General features: G+C 35.4%; 17 protein-coding genes and 1 pseudogene. 7 read left to right on the forward strand and 11 right to left on the reverse strand.

Annotated elements, in window-relative coordinates:
- Positions 1-13 precede the first annotated feature (13 nt).
- On the reverse strand, positions 14-2,815 hold the full coding sequence (gene uvrA, locus H602_RS0100165) for an excinuclease ABC subunit UvrA (RefSeq protein WP_026976197.1): 2,802 nt from the start codon (positions 2,813-2,815) through the stop codon (positions 14-16).
- Between the two features lie 272 nt (positions 2,816-3,087).
- On the opposite strand from uvrA, the gene H602_RS0100170 reads away from it, so the two are divergent.
- Positions 3,088-3,672, forward strand: coding sequence for an RNA polymerase sigma factor (locus tag H602_RS0100170; protein ID WP_022827053.1), 585 nt, complete (start codon positions 3,088-3,090; stop codon positions 3,670-3,672).
- A 211-nt stretch (positions 3,673-3,883) separates the two neighbouring features.
- Here H602_RS0100170 and H602_RS0100180 read toward each other — a convergent pair whose 3' ends face one another.
- Positions 3,884-4,549, reverse strand: a complete 666-nt coding sequence (locus tag H602_RS0100180; protein WP_026976198.1) for an endonuclease III domain-containing protein — start codon at positions 4,547-4,549, stop codon at positions 3,884-3,886.
- Positions 4,550-4,583: 34 nt separating this feature from the next.
- On the opposite strand from H602_RS0100180, the gene bcp reads away from it, so the two are divergent.
- Entirely contained in the window at positions 4,584-5,036 is a 453-nt protein-coding gene (gene bcp, locus H602_RS0100185; RefSeq protein ID WP_026976199.1) for a thioredoxin-dependent thiol peroxidase, read from the forward strand.
- A gap of 247 nt (positions 5,037-5,283) precedes the next feature.
- Here the strand turns inward: bcp and H602_RS0100190 are convergent, their stop codons facing one another.
- Complete coding sequence (locus tag H602_RS0100190; RefSeq protein WP_026976200.1) at positions 5,284-6,462, reverse strand: hypothetical protein; 1,179 nt, start codon at positions 6,460-6,462, stop codon at positions 5,284-5,286.
- 118 nt (positions 6,463-6,580) lie between these two features.
- Positions 6,581-7,864, reverse strand: a complete 1,284-nt coding sequence (gene fahA, locus H602_RS0100195; protein WP_026976201.1) for a fumarylacetoacetase — start codon at positions 7,862-7,864, stop codon at positions 6,581-6,583.
- Between the two features lie 111 nt (positions 7,865-7,975).
- Here fahA and H602_RS0100200 point away from each other — a divergent pair, with 111 nt between their 5' ends.
- The 3 genes from H602_RS0100200 (at position 7,976) to H602_RS0100210 (ending at position 10,686) form a co-directional block, all read left to right on the forward strand.
- The gene (locus tag H602_RS0100200; protein WP_026976202.1) at positions 7,976-9,250 is read left to right on the forward strand and encodes a serine hydroxymethyltransferase; all 1,275 of its coding nucleotides are present in this window, start codon (positions 7,976-7,978) and stop codon (positions 9,248-9,250) included.
- 239 nt (positions 9,251-9,489) lie between these two features.
- Positions 9,490-10,083, forward strand: coding sequence for a MiaE family protein (locus tag H602_RS0100205; protein ID WP_026976203.1), 594 nt, complete (start codon positions 9,490-9,492; stop codon positions 10,081-10,083).
- 105 nt (positions 10,084-10,188) lie between these two features.
- The gene (locus tag H602_RS0100210) at positions 10,189-10,686 is read left to right on the forward strand and encodes a GNAT family N-acetyltransferase (RefSeq protein ID WP_026976204.1); all 498 of its coding nucleotides are present in this window, start codon (positions 10,189-10,191) and stop codon (positions 10,684-10,686) included.
- Positions 10,687-10,812: 126 nt separating this feature from the next.
- Here H602_RS0100210 and H602_RS0100215 read toward each other — a convergent pair whose 3' ends face one another.
- Positions 10,813-11,382, reverse strand: a complete 570-nt coding sequence (locus H602_RS0100215; protein WP_026976205.1) for a pentapeptide repeat-containing protein — start codon at positions 11,380-11,382, stop codon at positions 10,813-10,815.
- Positions 11,383-11,581: 199 nt separating this feature from the next.
- Between H602_RS0100215 and H602_RS0100220 the strand changes: the two genes are divergently transcribed.
- Both H602_RS0100220 and H602_RS0100225 read left to right on the forward strand, forming a co-directional pair.
- A complete protein-coding gene (locus H602_RS0100220; protein WP_026976206.1) occupies positions 11,582-12,700 on the forward strand; it encodes a vWA domain-containing protein in 1,119 nt (372 codons plus the stop codon).
- A 156-nt stretch (positions 12,701-12,856) separates the two neighbouring features.
- Positions 12,857-14,320, forward strand: coding sequence for an AAA family ATPase (locus H602_RS0100225; RefSeq protein ID WP_026976207.1), 1,464 nt, complete (start codon positions 12,857-12,859; stop codon positions 14,318-14,320).
- 88 nt (positions 14,321-14,408) lie between these two features.
- On the opposite strand, the pseudogene H602_RS17875 reads toward H602_RS0100225, so the two are convergent.
- The 6 genes and pseudogenes from H602_RS17875 to H602_RS17880 all read right to left on the reverse strand — a co-directional run bounded on the left by H602_RS17875 (position 14,409) and on the right by H602_RS17880 (position 18,121).
- Positions 14,409-15,368, reverse strand: a pseudogene (locus H602_RS17875) (lipid A deacylase LpxR family protein).
- Between the two features lie 119 nt (positions 15,369-15,487).
- A complete protein-coding gene (gene trxA, locus H602_RS0100235; protein WP_026976208.1) occupies positions 15,488-15,787 on the reverse strand; it encodes a thioredoxin in 300 nt (99 codons plus the stop codon).
- Between the two features lie 2 nt (positions 15,788-15,789).
- Positions 15,790-15,987, reverse strand: coding sequence for a hypothetical protein (locus H602_RS19775; RefSeq protein ID WP_157504778.1), 198 nt, complete (start codon positions 15,985-15,987; stop codon positions 15,790-15,792).
- A gap of 58 nt (positions 15,988-16,045) precedes the next feature.
- On the reverse strand, positions 16,046-16,639 hold the full coding sequence (locus H602_RS0100245; protein WP_026976209.1) for a hypothetical protein: 594 nt from the start codon (positions 16,637-16,639) through the stop codon (positions 16,046-16,048).
- On the reverse strand, positions 16,626-17,123 hold the full coding sequence (locus tag H602_RS0100250; protein ID WP_035758600.1) for an RNA polymerase sigma factor: 498 nt from the start codon (positions 17,121-17,123) through the stop codon (positions 16,626-16,628). The genes H602_RS0100245 and H602_RS0100250 overlap by 14 nt, the downstream gene beginning before the upstream one ends.
- Positions 17,124-17,269: 146 nt before the next feature.
- Positions 17,270-18,121 carry an alpha/beta fold hydrolase gene (locus H602_RS17880; protein ID WP_051224047.1) on the reverse strand — a complete coding sequence of 284 codons (852 nt, stop codon included), beginning with the start codon at positions 18,119-18,121 and terminating at the stop codon, positions 17,270-17,272.
- Positions 18,122-18,225: the final 104 nt, after the last annotated feature.

Raw genomic sequence — 18,225 nt, forward strand, 5'->3', positions numbered from 1 at the left:
AGATAGTATTCCCCTACAATTTTCCCTTCAAATACTTCCCAGTCACACTCTTCTTATTTTTCATCACTTCTTCAGGTGTTCCTTCGGCAAGAATGTAACCGCCATTTTCGCCGCCTTCGGGACCTAAATCAATAATCCAGTCGGCACATTTTATTAAATCCAAGTTGTGTTCAATCACGATAACCGAGTGTCCTTTATCGATCAAAGCATTGAAGGAAGCCAGTAATTTCTTGATGTCATGAAAATGCAATCCTGTGGTAGGTTCGTCAAAAACAAACAAGGCTTTCTCTTTCGTAGTTCCTTTTACCAAGAAAGTAGCTAATTTAATTCGCTGTGCTTCCCCACCTGAAAGGGTAGAGGATGACTGACCCAATTGAACATAGCCTAAACCTACGTCTTGAAGCGGTTGCAGTTTTTGCATAATTTTTGCTTCCTTTTGTTCGGTAAAAAACGCAACAGAATCATCAACGGTCATCGTTAAGATATCGTCAATATTCTTACCGTTAAATTGTACTTCCAAGACATCTTTCTTAAATCGCTTGCCATTACACACTTCGCAAGGCAACGAAACATCGGCCATAAAAACCATTTCTACATTAATGCTTCCTTCACCTTTACAGGTTTCACAACGACCACCATCTACGTTAAACGAAAAATGTTTGGCTTGATATCCTCTAATTTTCGACAACTTTTGTTTGGCAAACAACTCTCGAATATCATCATATGCCTTAATATAGGTCACGGGATTGGAACGCGAACTTCTACCAATGGGATTTTGGTCAATGTATTCAATATGACGAATCTGGTGGTAATAACCTCTCAATTCACTGAATTGTCCGGCTTTTTCACCCATGCCATCCAACTGTTTTTGCATCGCTGGAAACAAAATCTTCTTCACTAATGTGCTTTTTCCACTTCCAGAAACGCCTGTAATTACTGTTAGCATTTCCAACGGAAATTTAACATCCACGTTTTTCAAATTGTTTTCACGAGCACCTAATATTTCAATATAACTTTTTGAAGTTCTTCGTTTTTTTGGAACTGAAATTTCTAATTCGCCGTTCAGGTATTTTGCGGTCAACGACTCTGATTTTAGAATTTCGTCATAGGTTCCTTGCGCGACTAATTCACCACCAAAAGTTCCCGCTTCCGGACCGATATCAATAATCATATCAGCAGCTTTCATAATATCTTCATCGTGTTCCACCACAATTACGGTGTTTCCTAAAGCTTTCAAATCTTCTAAAACATGAATCAAACGCTCCGTATCCTTGGGGTGCAAACCAATACTGGGTTCATCAAGAATGTACATCGAACCCACTAGACTACTTCCTAAGGACGTTGCCAAATTGATACGCTGCGATTCACCACCGGAAAGAGATGCTGAATTTCTATTCAACGTCAAGTAGTCCAAGCCCACATTCACCAAGAAATTCAAACGGTTATTGATTTCCAATAAAAGTCGTTTTGCTACCTGCTGGTCAAAATCGGATAATTCAATGGTTGGAAAAAATGCATTCAAATGTTTAATCGGCATGTCCACCAAATCCGAAATGGTTTTGCCTGCATTTTTTACATAAGAAGCTTCGGGACGCAACCGTTTGCCTTTGCAAGCATAACATTTGGTTTTTCCACGGTACCGCGAAAGCATCACCCGATTCTGAATTTTATAGTTTTTTTCCTCTAATTCTTTGAAGAATGCGTGTAAACCAGTAAAGTGTTTATTTCCGTTCCAAAGTAATTCTTTATGCTCATCTGTAAGTTCAAAATAAGGTTTGTGAATGGGAAAATCAAACAAGTAAGCACTGTTGACCAACTGATCTTTGTACCAACTCATACTTTCGCCACGCCAAGCATAAACCGCGTTTTCATAAATAGATAATGAAGTATTTGGGATGACTAATTCTGCATCAATCCCTATTATATTTCCGTAACCGCCACAAACGGGACAAGCGCCATACGGATTGTTGAAACTGAATAAGTGGACGTTTGGTTCCAAAAAGTCTATTCCATCTAATTCAAATTTGTTGCTGTAGCTAAATCGATTTGCTGATTCCACTTCTTGCAAATAGGAAACGCCTTTTCCTTCAAAGAAAGCTGTTTGAATGGCATCCGACAATCGGTTGTAGAATTCTTCTTCTTCCTTAACCACAATTCTATCGATGATTAAAAGTACTTCCGATTTCTTTACCGAGTTGATTTTCACCATCGCTTCCGCAAAATCATCTAAACGAATGGTTTCATTATTAACCAAAATTCGCGAAAATCCTTGTTGCAACAAAACGCCTAGTTTTTCTTCTAAAGTTCTACCTTTTTCCACTTGTATTGGCGAAAGTAAAAGCCATCGACTGCCAATTTCAAATGTTTTTACTTGATTGACCACATCAGTAACGGTATCTTTTTTTACTTCTAAACCTGAAATAGGAGAGAAGGTCTTTCCAATTCGGGCATAAAGTAATTTTAGATAATCGTAAATTTCTGTTGAAGTTCCAACTGTAGATCGAGCGTTTGTGGTATTTACTTTTTGCTCAATGGCAATTGCTGGAGCAATACCTTTAATATATTCTACTTTTGGTTTATCCAAACGACCGAGGAATTGTCGGGCATAAGAGGATAAACTCTCTACATAACGGCGTTGACCTTCTGCATATAAAGTATCAAAAGCCAAACTTGATTTCCCCGAACCGGACAAACCTGTTATGACTACTAATTTATTTCGCGGAATAGCAACGTCCAAGTTTTTTAAATTATGTACTTGAGCGCCTTTTATAATGATGTTTTTTCGAGGATCTAATTTGGAAATGTCAGTATTCATAGTATTTACGTGCAATTTAAACAAAGGTAATCATTTCCATTTTTATTTTAATACAACTGCTTTATCAACTTTTTCACTGACTTTCTTGTTTTAAAACACTGTTAAAAGAATCTTTTATTGCATGAAATGTGTTAAATTTTGAAATCATGTTTGGATTTTAAGATTTTATTATGGTATATTTGAACATACAAAAATACTTAAACAAACGTTAGCCTATTTATAAAATTACTTTTTAGCACTTACAAAGCCACCCTAACTCTAAAAAGATAATTATGACTAATGTACAAATCCCCGATGCTTTATTGGTAAAGAATTACATAGCTGGAGACGAAAAATCTTTAGGTACATTAATTACCAGACATCAATCTCGAATTTACAACTTCATATTTTCAAAAATAAACGATCGCGATGTCTGTGATGACGTTTTTCAAGATACATTTATTAAGGTCATCAAAACCTTAAAATCCAATTCATATAATGAAGAAGGTAAGTTTTTGCCTTGGGTAATGCGTATTGCTCATAACTTGGTAATTGATCATTTTAGAAAAAACAAGAAAATGCCAATGCTTCGCGAAACCGAAGAGTTTTCAATATTTTCAATTATGAGCGATGATGTTCCTAATATTGAGAAGCAGATGATTACATTGCAAATTGAAAATGACTTGCAAAAATTAATTCAAGAATTACCGGAGGATCAAAAACAAGTACTGATCATGAGAATGTATCAAGATTTGAGTTTCAAGGAAATTTCAGAGCAAACGGGCGTTAGCATTAATACTGCTTTGGGAAGAATGCGTTATGCCTTGCTAAACCTTCGAAAAGTGATTGATAAAAATAAAATTATGTTGGCCAACTGACAATATAGTTTTTGCTTTGGCGTTATATTTTATAATATATACAGTTTATGGCAAAAATTTACTCTAAAAAATCAGTAGCAAACTCAAACATGAAACCAAAAAAAGAGACCATTTCTTTTTTATTAAATTATTCAAAAGCATTAAGCTATTTGAAAGTGAGCGGTTTAAAGGTAGAGATCGTTGCGAATTAATTTGAACTCCCATTAAAGAACTATTTTTTAATGGGATTTTTTTTATCATATTCTTCCAAAACTGACTTTCTTCCAATTGTTTGTGTGATAATATCATTTTGTAAATTCCAACCCCGTGCTTGGCAGTATTCCCGGCCGTACCAAATCATTTGTAGGTGTAAATCATTCCAGGTTTCTCGTGGAAAAAGTCGTTTTGCATCTTTTTCAGTCTGAACAACATTCTTTCCATTAGACAAATTCCAACGGTACATTAGTCGATGAATGTGTGTATCTACCGGAAAAGCAGGAACACCAAATGCCTGCGACATGACCACGCTTGCTGTTTTATGTCCAACCGCAGGAAAAGTTTCTAATGCTTCAAAACTTTGAGGAACAATTCCATCGTAGTGTTCGATCAGCATTTTGGACAATCCAAAAATCCCTTTAGATTTCATTGGAGATAATCCACAAGGTTTAATAATCTCTCGAATTTCTTCTACAGTCATTTTTACCATATCATACGGATTATCCGCTTTTGCAAAGAGAATTGGCGTAATTTGATTTACGCGAACGTCGGTACATTGAGCAGAAAGTAAGACGGCAATAAGTAAAGTATAAGGATCCTTATGGTCTAAAGGAATAGGAATTGTTGGGTAAAATTCTTTTAACGTATTTATAACAAATTTCGCACGAGCTTCTTTGTTCATTTTCTTTATTTTTAGTCAAACAAATATACGCGATATGATACAATTAAAAAAAGGCGATAAAGCACCCGATTTTTCAGGTTTTGACCAAGACAATAAAATGCACCAACTTTCTGATTATGCAGGAAAAAAGCTGGTAGTTTTCTTTTATCCAAAAGCAAGTACGCCAGGTTGTACGGCCGAAGCTTGTGATTTGAGAGACAATTTTGCCCGATTTGAAGAAAATAATTATGCACTTTTAGGCGTAAGTGCTGACGATCAAAAGAAGCAAGCCAAGTTTAGAGATAAATATAACTTTCCGTTTCCATTAATTGCGGACGAGGATAAATCAGTGCTTGAAGCGTTTGGTGTGTGGGGTCCAAAGAAATTTATGGGACGCACTTATGATGGTATTCACAGAACGACTTTTGTTATTGACGAAAGCGGAATTATTGAAGAAGTCATTACAGCTGTAAAAACAAAAGTACATGCTTCTCAAATTTTAAAATAATTTGGGCGTGCCCTTTCAGGTCGGGCTATACACTCCCGCTTTAATTGCTTTTGCAAAGCAATTAAGAACTCCGCTGCTATCCCTCACGCAGTATTCCTGACGCATAAAAATTATTTTCAATAAAAAAGAAAGCCACGAATTACACCAATCTTCACTAAGTTAATTAGTGCTAATTGGAGTAATTCGTGGCTAAATCTTTAACCCTAAATTTAAATCAATTAAATCTTTTAAATCTGTGGCAAAAAAATTACTTTCGAAACTTATTCTGCTTTATAATTCCCTTCAATTGATTCTTTAAATCTTCACCAGTATCAAAAACCATCTGTTGATTATTAGGAAAAGGAACTGGACCATTTCTAAAATTAGGTAAGTATTTTGAGTCAACGGCTCTTTTGTCGCCTTTCATTCGGGCATAAATATTTTCAAAAATAAATTCACTACTTAACGGAAAACTCTCTAAAAGTTGGTTATTGTTCATATTAAAATAATCAATTTTAGCAACAACTTGCACCGTTTTAAACTGACGCACTTCACTTATCAAGGCTTTGACAATTTTCACGTTATCTACCATAACATCTTTTCCTAAACTGTCTTTAACCACACGACCTCTCGAATCTGTTAATTTAATTCTACCATCAATAATCTCTTTTTCTACAACAAATTCGCGCTCTTTAACTTGTTCAGGAGACATATTTATTTGTTCAAAAGAAATGCTTAATCCGTAATCATACACAATGTTTTTCTGTTTGCCACCGTGGTATTCCGTCCATTTTTCATTTAAACCATAGGTGTTAAAGTCCAGTAACGCTGCGTTTAAATTTGCAGGAATAATCATCTTTGTATTGTTTTTTGTATAGACATAAACAAAGTCAGTTCCTTTAAATTGAGCCTCATTAAGCAGCGTATTCAAATCTTTATAACTTGCAGAAATTTCGTTTAGGTAAATTAAATCAGCGTAAGCACGCCTTGCATTTATTTTATCTTTCGTGTATAAAAGTGCTTTTGAATTGTCGTACAAGTATTTCGCAAGCGCTTTTTGACTGCTAACAATTTGATCGGTATAATCTTCAAAAGCAAAGGTCACTTCTTTTCCGTTTAATTGTAAAGGTAGAATCGGCCTGATTTTTTCTTGACGTGCATTCAAATTTTTATAGATGTTGAAAATCTGCTCCAATTTCTGTGGATTGGCATCTTTCACTAAAAATGAAATGTCGCGATTGTCTCGCTCTTTCGCTTTTGAAAAAGCTTCCTTTAATAGCGCAATGTATTCTTTGCTTTTCTTATTGCTCTTATTTTTCTTTAGTTTCTGTGTTGCTTTTTCAATGGCAACATCATATTCGCCTTCGCTGATTGCCTTTTCCGTACTCTTAATACCGCAAGCTGATAGTATAACAAGTAAAAGTAAATAGATAGTAGTTTTTTTCATGGTTTTTGGTTTTAGACAAATATAATAGGTTTTTTTTGTGAAATTCAAGAATAATGCCATAAAAAAAAGTTCAGCTATTTTGCAACAACTGAACTTTGATGTAACGATCTAAAAACGATTATTTTCGACTGAATGGAGGTAATAATTTACTTGAAACTTCTCCAAATCCAATACGAATTTCTTTATTTTGGCAAAATCCTTTCATCACAACGGTATCGTTGTCATTAATGAATTTTCGTTCGGTGCCATCACTCATCTTAATAGGATTCTTTCCACCCCAAGTCAGTTCTAACATCGATCCGAAACTATTTGGCGTAGGCCCTGAAATAGTTCCTGAACCCATCATGTCACCTGAATTTACGCGACATCCGTTAGAGGTATGGTGTGCCAATTGTTGGCTCATTGTCCAATACATATACTTAAAATTCGACTGACTTACTAATGTAGTTTCAGCATTTTCTGGAGTAATATATGCTTCCAAATGAATATCAAATGAATGCTTTCCTTTTTGTTGCAAATAAGGAAGTGGTGTAGGATCTTGAGCTGGTCCTTTAATTCTAAAAGGTTCCAAAGCGTCCATCGTTACAATCCACGGAGAGATGGAAGAGGCAAAGTTTTTAGCTAAAAATGGTCCTAGCGGCACATATTCCCACTTCTGGATGTCTCTTGCACTCCAGTCGTTCAACAAAACCATTCCAAAAATGTATTCTTCTGCTTCATGAACCGGAATATTTTCGCCCATGATGTTCGCGTCCGTTGTAATAAATGCCGTTTCCAATTCGAAATCAACCAATCGCGACGAGCCAAAAACAGGAGATGTTTCACCGTTAGGTAACGTTTGACCCATTGGTCTGTGAACCGGAATTCCAGAAGGAACAATTGTTGAACTTCTTCCATGATACCCTACAGGAATGTGCAACCAGTTGGGAAGCAACGCATTGTTCGGGTCACGAAACATGGTTCCTACGTTTGTAGCATGCTCCTTACTTGAATAGAAATCAGTGTAATCGCCGATAAGAACAGGCAATTGCATTTCAATTTCTTCCATCGTAAAAATGATGATATCACGGTGTTTTGGATTGTCTCTTAACTTTGGGTTTTCTGCATCAAAAATATCAGCGATACGATTTCGCACCAACCTCCAAGTTTTTTTTCCGTCAGAAATAAAATCGTTCAGCGTGTCTTGCATGAACATATCGTCTGTCAACTCAATTCCTTCAAAGTAATTAAGTTGTTGTAAAGCGCCTAAATCTATAGCGTGATTTCCAATGCGTGTTCCAATAGTGATGACATCATCTTTAGTTAAAAAAACACCAAAGGGAATATTTTGTATTGGGAAGTCGGAATTTTGGGGAACATCAAGCCATGATTTTCTACGAGGGTCGTTTGCTGTTATTGGCATTTTGTATGTTAGTTTTGTTGTTTTAAATTGAGTTATCAAATATATTATTATAAGTGGATTTAACAAACGATTTTTGTATTTTTGACCAGTTTTTAACTAAATATTATCTACATGCAACAAGACCAAGAAATTTTCGACCTCATACTAGAGGAACAAGACAGACAAATACACGGATTAGAATTAATTGCTTCGGAGAATTTTGTGAGCGACCAAGTAATGGAAGCGCAAGGTTCTTGCTTGACTAACAAATACGCGGAAGGATATCCTGGAAAACGGTATTACGGTGGTTGCGAAGTAGTGGATGTTGTCGAGCAAATTGCAATTGACAGAGCAAAAGCTCTTTTTGGAGCAGAATATGCAAATGTACAACCGCATTCAGGTTCGCAAGCAAATACAGCCGTTTTCTCTGCAATTTTGAAACCAGGTGATAAAATTTTAGGTTTCGATTTGTCACACGGAGGTCATTTGACGCACGGTTCGCCAGTAAATTTTTCTGGAAAATTATATACTCCTTCTTTTTACGGCGTTGAACGTGAAACAGGCCAATTTGATTATGACAAAATTCAAGAAATTGCTACAAAAGAACAACCAAAATTAATTATAGCGGGAGCTTCGGCTTATTGTCGTGATATGGATTTTGAACGCTTCCGAAAAATTGCCGACAGTGTTGGTGCTTTGTTATTGGCTGATATTTCACATCCATCTGGTTTAATTGCTAAAGGTCTGATGAACGATCCAATTCCACATTGTCATATTGTTACAACTACAACTCACAAGACATTAAGAGGTCCTAGGGGTGGAATGATTTTAATGGGTAAAGATTTTGAAAACCCGATGGGATTGACTACTCCAAAAGGAGAAATCAGAATGATGTCTTCTGTTTTGGATTTATCGGTTTTCCCTGGAAATCAAGGTGGTCCATTAATGCATGTTATTGCGGCAAAAGCAGTTGCATTTGGCGAAGCATTGACAGACGAATTTTTCAGATACTCTTTACAAACACAGAAAAATGCGAAAGCAATGGCGGCTTCTTTTGTAAAAAGAGGATACGATTTAGTTTCTGGAGGAACTGATAATCATATGATGTTGATTGACTTGAGAAACAAAAACATCACCGGTAAAGAAGCAGAAAATGCTTTAGTAAAAGCAGAAATTACGGTAAATAAAAATATGGTTCCTTTTGATGATAAATCACCTTTTACGACTTCCGGAATTCGTATCGGAACTCCTGCAATTACTACACGTGGTTTAATTGAAGCAGATATGGACAAAATTGTGGAACTAATTGACCGAGTTTTGATGGACCATACAAATGAAAATGTGATTGAAGAAGTAGCAAATGAAGTAAATGAAATGATGAGCGAACGAGCAATGTTCGTTTTCTAGATTTTAAATTAATATAAAATAATCTTCCGTGAAACGAAAATTATTTGGTTTTGCCACGAATTACAGAGATTCATACTAATTATAATTAAGTTTGTTCATTCAAAATTTTTAAATTAGCGAAGATTCATGCAATTCGTGGCTCACTTTTGAACAGTGTTTACATGATTGCAAGCATTTAAATGCTCAACCTATAACCGCATAACCATTTACACTTTTAACCTTTTTTAAAAATTACTCAAATGTCAGTTTTAAGATTGCAATTGCCAACCGATCCGAGATGGGTCAATATTGTAGAAGGAAATATAGAAGAAATTCTTACAGATCATGCGTGGTGCGAACAAAAAGCGGCTACAAATGCTATTACAATTGTCACGATTAATTCAGAATATCCGGATTTAGTTACTGATATGTTGGCTTTGGCCAAAGAAGAAATTGAACACTTCGAAATGGTGCACGAAATCATCAAAAAACGAGGTTTAGTTTTAGGACGCGAACGCAAAGATGAATATGTTGGCGAATTGGCCAAGTACATGAAAAAAAGCAATACAGGAAGTCGCGTTTCGGGTTTTGTAGAACGCATGCTGTTTTCGGCGATGATTGAAGCAAGAAGTTGTGAGCGTTTTAAAGTGCTTTCCGAAAATATTCAAGACGAAGAATTGTCAAAATTTTATTGGGATTTGATGGAAAGTGAAGCGGCTCATTACACTACTTTCATCACCTATGCACGAAAATACGGAACCGGAATTGACGTTGAAAAACGTTGGAGAGAATGGCTAGAATTTGAAGCTTCTATCATTGCGAGTTATGGTAAAGGTTCGACGGTTCACGGGTAATTTAATTCAGCCACTGATTAACGAGATTAGCACAGATTTGATTTTACAATTTTAAAAGTCATTTTATTAATCATTTAAATCTGTTGCAAATAAAAAAGCTTATTTATGATTGATATTTTTCCTGCTATATCCGAAGATTTTATCACTATAAAAGATTTAGCATATCGAATTTGGCCGGCGACTTATGGCAAAATTTTGTCAGAAAAACAGTTGCACTATATGCTTGATTTGTTTTACAACGAAAAAGCATTGCAACAGAATATGGATGACAAGCACAACATCATTTTGATTCAAGAAAACGATGAAATTGTAGGTTTTGCAGATTATGAATTGCACTACAAAAATGAACCTACAACCCGAGTTCATAAAATTTATCTTTTACCTAAAACACAAGGAAAAGGTTTGGGTAAAAAATTAATTCAATACATTGAAAATAAAGCTTTAGAGAGCAAAGATTTAAAGTTATCGTTGAATGTAAATCGATTTAATACAGCGAAGGATTTTTACGAAAGTCAAGGTTTTAAAGTTGCTTTTGAAGAAGATGTTCTATTAGATTTTGGATATTTAATGGAAGATTATAGGATGGAGAAATTGTTGAAATAAGGCTGTTTTTTCTTGCTGAACTTGTTTTAGCTTCTACTTTTTTTAGCATCTATTTTCTTAATTAGTTGTATTGGAATAATTTCAGATTAAACCTCTGACCGATAAGATTTCATTAATAGTGCAGCATTATTCCACAATAATATCATGATGAGAAAGCAATCCTTTAGCTCCTTCGAGTGAAAAGATTGCTTTTTTTACTTTTGTCAATTGAGGATTGATAGTGTAATTTTTACTTGAACTAAAGTCGGCTTTTTGTGCATTGGCTTGCTCAAATTCGGCACGGTACAGATCGCATTTTAGAAACGTTATTCCGGAAACATCGGCTTTCATGAAATCTACAGCAATTAAACTCGAATTATAAAAACGACATTGCTTTAAATTCAAAGCATACATTTTTGCAAAATCGAGCTTGCAATTTTTGAAGTGCATTTGAAATATAAGTTGGTCGCACATTGCAAAATTTACTTCTTTAAACTCGCAGCTATCGAAAAAAACAGTTCTGAATTTCACATGATTTATTTGTGCTTTACTAAAATTGCAATCATTGAAATTGCAGTCTATAAACGTAAGATCATGAAAGTTACATGCGCTAAAATCACAGTCGATAAAGGTGCAAGCTTCAAATTCAAGGTGATTTAACTCTTCGCTGCCGTAAGTGATGTGCTCAAATTCTTTATCTAAAATATATTCTGACATGATTGATTTGCAATTTGGCGTAAAGCTAGTAAATTCTATTGACTACTTTAACTAAACATTATTATTCGTTAGGTTTGGATTTTCTGCAGTATGCCGTAATTTTATACTATATGAAATGAGCATGTTTAAAAGTTGGTATGAACAGCGAATAGACGATGCGAATTACAAATGAATGATAAAAATCAATAAATAACTGCATTTGAAAACGAATAATAGAAAAGGTTTTAAATTTACTTCGTATCAAGCGAAAAATATCACGCCCTTTGAGAAACTTTTCGAGATTTTCAAGGAATTGATTGTCCATACATCGGGCGATTTTGAGGAAGCAATTGATTGGTTGCGCGAATTGGATCACGAATACCAACTTACCACTTCGGAATATACCATTGATGACTTTATTGAAGACTTAAAAAAGAAAGGATATATAAAAGATGAAGCCAAAGGCGATGGAGGTTCGGGCGTTGGGCTGACTGCAAAAACTGAACGTTTGATTCGGCAACAAGCATTAAATCAAATTTTCGGAAACTTAAATAAAAGTGGTTCGGGAAATCACAAAACCAAACAAACGGGTACAGGTGATGAGTTAACGGGTGAATTGCGCGAGTATCAATTTGGCGACGGCCTAGAAACAATTTCTTTAACTGAAAGCTTAAAAAACGCGCAAATCAATAATGGTATGGAGTCTTTTAAGATTACCGAGAACGATTTGATTGTGGAGGACGCTCATTTTAAAGCACAAATGAGTACGGTTTTGATGATTGACATCAGCCACAGTATGATTTTGTACGGTGAAGACCGAATTACACCAGCCAAGAAAGTAGCGATGGCGCTTGCCGAATTAATTACAACTCGTTATCCAAAAGATACATTAGACATCATAGTTTTTGGGAATGATGCGTGGTCTATTTCGCTAAAGGACGTTCCTTATTTGAATGTTGGACCTTACCACACCAATACGGTCGCTGGTTTACAATTGGCAATGGATATTTTACGTCGGAAGCGAAATACCAATAAGCAAATTTTTATGATTACCGACGGAAAACCCAGTTGCGTCAGAGAAAAAGATGGTTCGTACTATATGAACAGCAATGGTTTGGACGAATATATTGTGGAAAAATGCTACACTCAAGCTGCTCAAGCAAGAAAACTTCATATTCCAATTACGACGTTCATGATTGCAAGCGATCCTTATTTGCAAAAATTTGTAAATAATTTCACAGAAGCAAATCAAGGGAAAGCATTTTACACCGGATTGAAAGGTTTGGGTGAAATGATTTTTCAAGATTATGAGACGAATAGGAAGAAGAGGGTGAAGTAAGTATTCAGTGGTCAGTTTTTAGTTTGCAGTTTAAAAATTCCCTTGCGAACTGAATTTTAATTTCAAGGGTAGTCAAAATATCAATTTCAATATAAAATATATAACTCTGCGAATCTTGCGTAAAACTTTGCGCTCTTTGCGGTTAAAAAAACAAATATGAAAATAGAAAATATAAAAACATTCGGAGATTTAAAAAAAGCAGGTTATCAATCCAAGTCCATTAAAGATGAATTGCGTGATAATTTGAAAAAAAGTATTCAAGCAAAAGAAGCTGTGTTTAGTGGAATTCATGGCTTTGAGAACACGGTAATTCCAGAATTGGAACGCGCCATTTTATCGCGCCACAATATTAATCTTTTAGGACTTCGGGGTCAAGCCAAAACAAGATTGGCGCGAATGATGGTTCGTTTATTAGACGAATACATTCCATTTGTGAAGGGTTCTGAAATTAACGACGATCCGTTTGAGCCAATTTCTCGTTTTGCAAAAGATTTAATTGCAGAGCATGGAGATAAAACGCCAATTGAATGGTTGCATCGCGATGAGCGTTTCTTCGAAAAATTAGCAACTCCTGATGTTACGGTTGCCGATTTGATTGGTGATATTGACCCAATAAAAGCAGCAAATTTGAAATTATCATATGCAGATGACAGGGTTTTACATTTCGGTATGATTCCACGTGCGAACCGCTGCATATTTGTAATCAATGAATTGCCCGATTTGCAAGCTCGAATTCAAGTGGCATTGTTTAATATTTTGCAAGAAGGTGATATTCAAATTCGAGGATTTAAATTGAGAATGCCGCTTGACATGCAATTTGTTTTCACAGCTAATCCAGAAGATTATACCAATAGAGGAAGTATTGTAACGCCATTGAAAGATAGAATTGGTTCTCAAATTTTGACACACTATCCTGAAGATATTAAGACGGCTAGAACGATTACGGAACAAGAAGCCAAATTAGATGCAAGACAATCAGAATTGGTTTATGTGCCAAATTTAGCTAAAGATTTACTGGAACAAATTAGTTTTGAAGCGAGAGACAGTGAATATGTGGATGCAAAAAGTGGTGTGAGTGCACGAATGAGTATTACTGCTTTTGAAAATTTATTAAGTACTGCAGAGCGTCGTGCTTTAATGAACGGCGAAGAAAAGACTACAATTCGTCTGACTGATTTTATGGGAATTATTCCTTCGATTACAGGAAAAGTAGAATTGGTTTATGAAGGCGAACAGGAAGGAGCTCCGTTTGTGGCGCAAAATCTGCTTGGCGCTTCCATCAAAACTTTGTTTCCAGAATATTTTCCAGCGATTGAAAAATTAGCGCGTCCGGACGCAAAAGATGATTACAGTGAAGTGGCCGATTGGTTTTTCAATGAAAGTGGTTTCGAATTACTAGACGATTCCACAGACGAAGCGTACAGAAAAATATTAGATGGAATAAATCCCTTAAATACTTTAGTTCAGAAATACCAGCCCTATTTGGTTCCTGAAGATGCTTACTTTATGAAGGAATTTGTTTTGTGGGGATTGGTCGAACATAAAAAATTGAGCAAAGAGCGTTATGCAGACGGTACAGCTTTCAAAGATTTATACGGAAGTTATATAAGTAAATTATAGGTTTATAGGTTTTATTGGTTTTGGAAAAAGAAGCTTCGTTTGGTTTTAAAACTGGACGAGGCTTTTTGTATATAATTAAATGATGGTTTTAAAAAGTAAATCCAATTTTTATTCCACCCCAACTTGCAGCTTTTCCGGTAGAAAATTCTTTAGTACTATCTGTCGTTGTGTATTCAAAATAAAGTGTTTTTGTTTGCACGACTACACCAAAATTATGTTGACCCACGAATCGTTCAATATTTGAAGAAGAAATCGTGTAAGGACTTTTTTGATTCAATAAGCCTCCTTGAAGCGTTGCATCGTAACCGATTAAATTCACTTGCGGTTTCGAAAATATATAGAGTTGAAACTTTCGTTTTCTTTCGTTTAGAAAAGGATTGTTGAAAATCCCTGCCATAGCGACCAAACTCCCAGAAACATTTGTATTTAACGTTCCAACATTGGCAGAAGCTTCGTATTGCAATGTAAAATAATTGCTAATAGCGGCGATTTCTTTTTGGTAAATAACTTCGTAATTGACTACTGCATCATTTTTAATTTGATTTTGCCATCCTTGTGGAATAGTATTTCCAGTCGCTTCATGAATGCCAACTTGCATTTCCTTTCCAAAAGCAGCCGGTCCAATTATTCCCAATCGAATTGCTGAAATTAACCGTGATTTGCGTTTCGAATTGGAGTTTATTTTAAAACTTTTTAACAGTATTGCTGATGCAAATGGACGATCTCCCAACTGAATTTCGGGGCTTCCAATGCTAAATGGTGTGTAGCCAATATGATCCAAACTTTATCCAAATTGTTGGTCGGCATCTGCATCATTTAATAAAATGACATTTAGAGGGTTTTTGCGCAAAGCATTTAAAACCAGTTCAAAGCTGTATCCTTGCGTGTAATTTTCATCAGTGGAAGTGAAGTAATCATTGTCATAATGAAACCTAAAGTAAGAGGAGTCATTGATCTTATTGTAAGAAGAAAAATTATCTACCTTTTGAGCAAAAATTTGGAAGGAAGCTAAAAGAAATAACGCTGTGACAATTTGTAAATGTTTCATACTATCATGTACGAAATTACCCAAGTAAAAGTTTAGATTTAATAGTGATGAACCATACACTTTTATAAACTATACATTTACCTTTTACCAGTAAAAAATTTTTAAGAAGCGAAGTAAATTTATGCACTTTTAGCAATGATCGTTCGGATAATTTCGTCTTTTGTCAAAACACTCGATTGACGCCAAATCTGTTTGCCGTTTTGGAATAAAACCATAGTTGGAACGCCACGTACTTGGAATTGGGTGGCAAGTGCTTGGTTTTTATCGACATCAATTTTTAATATGGTTACACGTTCGCCCATATTTTCTTTGACTTGCTTTAAAACCGGCATTAACATTTGGCAAGGGCCACACCACGTTGCAAAAAAGTCGACTAGTACAGGTGTGTCAGAGCTGATTAATTCTTTAAAACTATTCATCTCTACTGTCTTTTATTGTGAGGAAGTGCACAGTTAGTTCCTTCGCAACCTGCATTAAACAAGGCGATACCGATGAAAATGACTCCGGGAATAATGAGCCATAAATTGCGGACTTCAACCGCTTGAAAAATAAGCATAATTCCGAAAGCCAATCGTACAAATCGAAATACATTCCAGTTAGATGTGAGGCGGTTTATCATAATATTCATTTTTTAAGGAGTATAAAAGTACACATAAATTTCTCTAATTCCAATACTTTTAAGATTCGTAATGTTCTTCTATTGTTCTAATGGCATCAATGATACTCTGTGTCTTGGTTTGTTCTTTTAATTTGTGTTTTTTGCCTAAATATAAAAACGCAAACAACATCCAAGCCAGGTAAATTACCACAATGATTACCTGATAGAGTAAAGGTACAGGTTGCAAAACTTCAATGAAATAAAGTGCAAAGGCTACATTCATTAATATGAAATAAAGCAAGGTATAGCGTGTGTTTACGGTATTTTGAAAGCGGTAATACCGATGCAAATCGACTAAAAGATGTCGTGGATTTTGGGTCAAGTCCATTTTTTTCATCTCAACTACTTGATACAATCGCACGGCTGAAAAAAGGAGGATTGTACCTGCCATTAACCCAATACCTACAAATGTTGTTACTTGTTGAAATGGGATGATGTTCATCAATACGATTATAAAAATAACAACTGCTACCAAAATAATTACTTGGGTAATGGTTTTAGTATTGAGGCCACGCTGTACTTTTTTGGCATCCGCCAAAATGCTGTTTACGTCCGGCAACTGGGCTGGTGTTTGTTCCTTCCAAAGGTTTTGTATGTCGTTAAAGTCTTTCATATTTCGCGTAAATTAAACTTAATTGTTGCTTGATTCTGTGGATTTTGACTCGTAAGTTTACTTCTGTAATTTCGGTAATTTGTGCTATTTCAGGATAGGACACTTCTTCTAGTAATAAGGTGATTATAAGTCGGTCACTTTCTTTAAGCTCACTAATTGCTTTATGTAATAATTGCACTTGCTGTTCCTTAGTATCAGGTTCGCTTTGAACTAAAACAGGTGCTTTATCGAGGTCGACACTTTTCTTGTTTTTAGTTGTCCGAATTTGGTATAAACAAGTATTTACAGCAATCCTATAAATCCAAGTACTCACTTGCGAGTCACCCCGAAAGGAGTGTAAGTTTTGCCACACTTTAACAAAAATTTCTTGCAAAAGGTCTTCGGCTTCCATTTGGTTTCCGGTATAACCCAGACACAATCGTTGGACTTTCGGGCCATATCTTTGGTACAATTCTTTGAAATGTTGTTCTTGATTTTGGTTCACTTTAATTAAAAATTTTTATTTGCCACAGATTAAAAAGATTAAAGGGATTTAATCTGTGGAAATTGAATTAATCTGTGGCTAATTTTAGTAAATAATTGCTTATTAATGCTAATGTAGATGAATTCATTTGCATCAAATTATAGTTTTTATTTCAAAAAAGCATCAATTTGGGCATAAAACCACTCCGGTTGGTCGTACATAATGAAATGTTTACTATCGGCAACCAAAAGCGTTTTATTGGGCAATAATTCAAATTGTTCGCCATATACTTTCTCACTATTTTCTTTGGTTTGAAAAATACTCGCTAAAACTAGTATATTTTGTTTGATTTTAGGCAATTCAGGACGCAAGTCGGTAGTTGACATTTCTACCATCGTACTTCCCAGCGTTCGTCGGTCGCTTTGAAAACTCCATTTGGCTATTTGGCGTGCTCTAACGGTATCTTGTACCTGATAAGACATTGCATTAGTCATACTTTCAATATAACCTTCTTTGGGCAAATTAATAAAGTTTTGAATAACCATTGCTTTATTGAATTGTGGGTCTTGCTTTAAAGTTTCGGCTGTAGCTGTGGGATTGTAAATAGCAGATATAAAAGGAACCCCATCAACACAGATGCTCTTTCCAAATAAATCAGGCTCGCTACTGTGCAACCATAAGGTCATAAACGCTCCTAAACTATGCCCTATAAGCTTAGGCTTGCGAAGTTTATTGTTTTTTACATATTGAATAATTTGGTCGTGAACAGTCTGAAGTATGTTTTCATCTGGAATAGGAGGAACGGTTGCAAAACCAGCAAGCGTTAAAACATGGAGTTGATATTTACCTTTTAAATGGTCGACGGTTTCGTTCCAAACTTCGCCACTACATGAATAGCCGGGAATGAGAATAATAGGTTCGCCTTTGCCAATGACTTTAACGTCAAAAGCTTTTGTATTTTGTGCGAAACTTTGACAGACAGAAAATAAGAGCAGTAGGGTGAAGGTAAGATTTTTCATAATTATTGGTATTTGACTTTAGCTTTTGATACCAAAGCATCACTAATGTTACAAAAAAAGTATCCACATTTTTAAAAACCTTTACAGCAGTGCGTTTCAGATAG

Origin of the sequence: Flavobacterium tegetincola DSM 22377 (genome assembly GCF_000425485.1) — a bacterium.
Taxonomy (GTDB): Bacteria; Bacteroidota; Bacteroidia; order Flavobacteriales; family Flavobacteriaceae; genus Flavobacterium; species Flavobacterium tegetincola.

Coding starts and splice junctions, on each gene's coding strand:
- H602_RS0100180 (WP_026976198.1), bottom strand. CDS start 4,549: ATGAACAAAGAAGCTCGTGCGAAATTTGTTATAAATACGTTAAAAGAA.
- H602_RS0100225 (WP_026976207.1), top strand. CDS start 12,857: ATGAAAATAGAAAATATAAAAACATTCGGAGATTTAAAAAAAGCAGGT.
- H602_RS0100215 (WP_026976205.1), bottom strand. CDS start 11,382: ATGTCAGAATATATTTTAGATAAAGAATTTGAGCACATCACTTACGGC.
- H602_RS17880 (WP_051224047.1), bottom strand. CDS start 18,121: ATGAAAAATCTTACCTTCACCCTACTGCTCTTATTTTCTGTCTGTCAA.
- H602_RS19775 (WP_157504778.1), bottom strand. CDS start 15,987: ATGATAAACCGCCTCACATCTAACTGGAATGTATTTCGATTTGTACGA.
- H602_RS0100205 (WP_026976203.1), top strand. CDS start 9,490: ATGTCAGTTTTAAGATTGCAATTGCCAACCGATCCGAGATGGGTCAAT.
- H602_RS0100170 (WP_022827053.1), top strand. CDS start 3,088: ATGACTAATGTACAAATCCCCGATGCTTTATTGGTAAAGAATTACATA.
- H602_RS0100245 (WP_026976209.1), bottom strand. CDS start 16,639: ATGAAAGACTTTAACGACATACAAAACCTTTGGAAGGAACAAACACCA.
- trxA (WP_026976208.1), bottom strand. CDS start 15,787: ATGAATAGTTTTAAAGAATTAATCAGCTCTGACACACCTGTACTAGTC.
- fahA (WP_026976201.1), bottom strand. CDS start 7,864: ATGCCAATAACAGCAAACGACCCTCGTAGAAAATCATGGCTTGATGTT.
- bcp (WP_026976199.1), top strand. CDS start 4,584: ATGATACAATTAAAAAAAGGCGATAAAGCACCCGATTTTTCAGGTTTT.
- uvrA (WP_026976197.1), bottom strand. CDS start 2,815: ATGAATACTGACATTTCCAAATTAGATCCTCGAAAAAACATCATTATA.
- H602_RS0100200 (WP_026976202.1), top strand. CDS start 7,976: ATGCAACAAGACCAAGAAATTTTCGACCTCATACTAGAGGAACAAGAC.
- H602_RS0100190 (WP_026976200.1), bottom strand. CDS start 6,462: ATGAAAAAAACTACTATCTATTTACTTTTACTTGTTATACTATCAGCT.
- H602_RS0100210 (WP_026976204.1), top strand. CDS start 10,189: ATGATTGATATTTTTCCTGCTATATCCGAAGATTTTATCACTATAAAA.